Consider the following 2,963-nt stretch of genomic DNA (forward strand, 5'->3'; position numbering starts at 1 on the left):
GCTTAATTTTACCTGCTGTGCTTCATATAATGTCTTATAATCTATAGCGTCCTGCATGGGATGCAAAGATCGTAAAATTCGATATAGATATTACATTGGGGTGGCCTATTATTGCATGATTTTAGCCGTATGTTGATATCTTTTTCGATGACGTACACTTATCAATACAACGCCCTGTAGGAGCAGGCTGAGTTGATAGCTGGTTAATACGGATACTGCTGGCAGTTCGTAAGTACCGCGTTCCAATCGCTTATGGTAGAGAGCAAAACCATCGCCTTCCCATAGCAAAAGTTTAATCTGGTTTTACGGCGATTCAAAAAAACAAACACATCGCCGCTCAACACGTTTCAGTGCATTTGGATAGTAACGATGCCGCTAAGGGAATCAAATCCTTTGCGCATATCTGCAGTACCCTGGTAAAGAAAATAACGACAGTTGGCTGATAAGTGTAACATGATTAACCTGCCAACGTTTTAAGGTAATCGGCATGCACTGGTTGATGCAGAACAATACGGACACCATTGGATAGGTAACATGCTGCGAAAGCACTACTAGTTACTGAGCTTGGTGATAGCTGTATGAAACTGTTGCTGTTGGGCTGCCCATGGCGGTATTTGTGGTACCAATAATGGAAAACATGATAGGTTATACCGGCTTGCTGACAATAAGATTTTTGGCTTTGACCGCTTTGCTGCCACAAACGAATGTGGTTATACATCACTTCGGAAGGAACCTCTTCTTTTTTCATTTTATTTTTACAGCAAAGCTAGTATGATCTCTTTTTAGAAGTTCGGTACTTTGCCGGAGGGATACTCCACGCTTAAACGCGAGATGATCTATCCTCATGTAGTATTTAGAAAGAAGCCATCAGTAAAATTTTCCGCTATATCGAAACATGGTACAACAGAACGAGAAAACAATCGGCGTTACAATATTTGTCACCGTCAGAATATGAATTTGAAATGGAAAACATATTTTTAACAAAGGCAGCTTAATTTGGTGTCCTGATTTATAGGCCAAGTTCATTACATAACAATAATTACATAATAATGAATTAATTTACAACAAATTGTAATTTATGGACAGAGTTTAATTAAGCGGATAATCATTTTTTCTATTAAACTACACTGGCAAAGATGGCAGAGTTACAATATCCAATTCTTTAAAATCGTCAAACTCGGATTTGTTTGAGCCATGAATATCCTCAATAACCCTAAACTCCTGAACACTATGCGTAAAACTTGAGTTAAGAATATACTCTATCGCCAAAATAAAATTACCCGATATTAATAAGTACATGTTACTGTCATAGGTTATACGTACCTCATCAATATAAAGCTTCCCATACTTATTCCTTAGGTTATCAATCTCGTCACCTCGATTCATTTCGCCAAACTCATTAAATTCTCTAAAGTCCAAACTTGTAATATTATATTTAAGTGTTCCAAAGTTTGTTTCAAAAAAGATGTCCATGTACTCAGGAATGTCTTTATTCTGACGATAAAAAATATTTATTAATTCTAAATTATTCATACTTCTTTATTTAGCACTAACTCCTTTTGTGAACATATAATCATAAACAACCTGAGTTGCTGTTGAGCCTGCCAAATAACCTACAAGGCCGCCAACAATACCTCCAACAACAGCACCTGCTGCATTCCCCGCACCCGGCACTACCGTACCGGCTCCACCGCCCCATGTAGCAAACGCACTTGCACCTGTAAGTGCACCAGCCCAACCGCCAACTTTTATATTCAATGTTCGCATTACATTATCACTTTGGCTAATCTCGTACACATCTGCAGCCACGGCAATAGCTATACATGCACGACCACCCCACTTTATTGTATTAACAGCCGACCCGTACTGTTTTAATGCTGCTGCCAATTCACCATTAACGCAGGTCTTGACATCCCTTGTATTGCCTCTGCCGCCCCTGAGCCACTAAGGCGTGTTATATTAACGCCGCTTATTCCAGCTTCTGATACCGCTACGGATTTTGTTCCTCCTATTTGATATACAGAACCCCCATCATTTATCATAAAGTCGGCAAGCTTAGTATACCGCACCCCGTCAGCAATACTTTGATATGTAGACTTTAATGCCTCTGGGACTTGGGATATTGATGAATACTTTGTATTAAACTGTTTGTTTGCAGCACTTAACCCATCATTAAACCATCCTGACATTTGCTGCTTTGTAATCGTTTTCGCATTGGATAAATCAACAGTCGCCTCAACAACTGTATTAGCATTGGCTGCTTGTTTTCCAATTCCTTTCTCATTTAAATCTGTTGTAAAATATGTAAACGCATTTCTATTCGATTTACCTGGGTCAAACCCATTTTCTTTGATGCTTGCTGCATTTGCAGAAGATGTTCTATGATATACTGGGGTAGGGTCGCCGTTCCCTGCCTTGTCGCCATTAAGGTCTGAGAATAAAATTGGATTGCCGCCAAAGCATAAATAGGGACTCTCCCAATCCTTTTGTTTCGGATCTATATTCCAACGTCTTCCTATTCTACTATCGTACTCCCAAAATAAAGCGGTTGTAATATTCTCATTTATTTCTCTATCATGTTCCTGCCCATTAAACCCATACCTATACCCCACACTACTAAACGTCCTTCCCGGTTCCTGCATACCAAACGGATAATAATCCCCCGCACTTTGCACCTTTGGCGTATAGTCAACTATTTCATTTCCATTACTACTTCCTGGCAACTTAGCATCTCCGATGGTCGATAGTACATTACCCAAATGATTCCCCAGCTCATACACCTTCTCCCCACGTTGGAAATTAAACAGCACCCCATTATCCGTTGTTCCGGCTTCCTCCAGGTCTTTCTTACTTTCATCAATACCCAGGCGGCTACTGCCGTAGATATCTGTTTCTATTTGGGTAAGATGACCCGTATTCACGCTATTATCTCCACGGGTGTAAATGCTCATGACGTTGCCCGT

The 2,963-nt window shown here is 40.1% G+C and carries 6 protein-coding genes; 1 reads left to right on the forward strand and 5 read right to left on the reverse strand.

Going from position 1 to position 2,963, the window contains the following annotated elements:
* Positions 1 to 108 precede the first annotated feature (108 nt).
* Complete coding sequence (tnpB, locus tag GA0116948_RS21860) at positions 109 to 297, reverse strand: IS66 family insertion sequence element accessory protein TnpB (RefSeq protein ID WP_108675085.1); 189 nt, start codon at positions 295 to 297, stop codon at positions 109 to 111.
* Positions 298 to 457: 160 nt separating this feature from the next.
* Positions 458 to 748 (reverse strand): IS66 family insertion sequence element accessory protein TnpA, encoded by a 291-nt coding sequence (tnpA, locus tag GA0116948_RS20780; RefSeq protein ID WP_089715803.1) that lies wholly within the window; start codon positions 746 to 748, stop codon positions 458 to 460.
* Positions 749 to 875: 127 nt separating this feature from the next.
* Here tnpA and GA0116948_RS21150 point away from each other — a divergent pair, with 127 nt between their 5' ends.
* Complete coding sequence (locus GA0116948_RS21150; protein ID WP_394363577.1) at positions 876 to 995, forward strand: IS3 family transposase; 120 nt, start codon at positions 876 to 878, stop codon at positions 993 to 995.
* Between the two features lie 127 nt (positions 996 to 1,122).
* Here GA0116948_RS21150 and GA0116948_RS20785 read toward each other — a convergent pair whose 3' ends face one another.
* From GA0116948_RS20785 to GA0116948_RS20795, 3 genes are all read right to left on the reverse strand, one after another.
* Positions 1,123 to 1,533: a hypothetical protein gene (locus tag GA0116948_RS20785; protein ID WP_089715805.1), complete on the reverse strand. Its 411-nt coding sequence runs from the start codon at positions 1,531 to 1,533 to the stop codon at positions 1,123 to 1,125.
* 6 nt (positions 1,534 to 1,539) lie between these two features.
* Positions 1,540 to 1,887 (reverse strand): hypothetical protein, encoded by a 348-nt coding sequence (locus GA0116948_RS20790; RefSeq protein ID WP_089715806.1) that lies wholly within the window; start codon positions 1,885 to 1,887, stop codon positions 1,540 to 1,542.
* Positions 1,872 to 2,963: hypothetical protein (locus GA0116948_RS20795; RefSeq protein ID WP_211434887.1), on the reverse strand; the 1,092-nt coding region annotated here is incomplete at its 5' end. The genes GA0116948_RS20795 and GA0116948_RS20790, both read right to left, overlap by 16 nt.

It is taken from the genome of Chitinophaga costaii (assembly GCF_900094705.1).
GTDB classification, from domain to species: domain Bacteria; phylum Bacteroidota; class Bacteroidia; order Chitinophagales; family Chitinophagaceae; genus Chitinophaga; species Chitinophaga costaii.

What these genes read in the sequence shown, in the direction of transcription:
- GA0116948_RS20785 (WP_089715805.1), bottom strand. Translation starts at nt 1,533, where the DNA reads ATGAATAATTTAGAATTAATAAATATTTTTTATCGTCAGAATAAAGAC.
- tnpA (WP_089715803.1), bottom strand. Translation starts at nt 748, where the DNA reads ATGAAAAAAGAAGAGGTTCCTTCCGAAGTGATGTATAACCACATTCGT.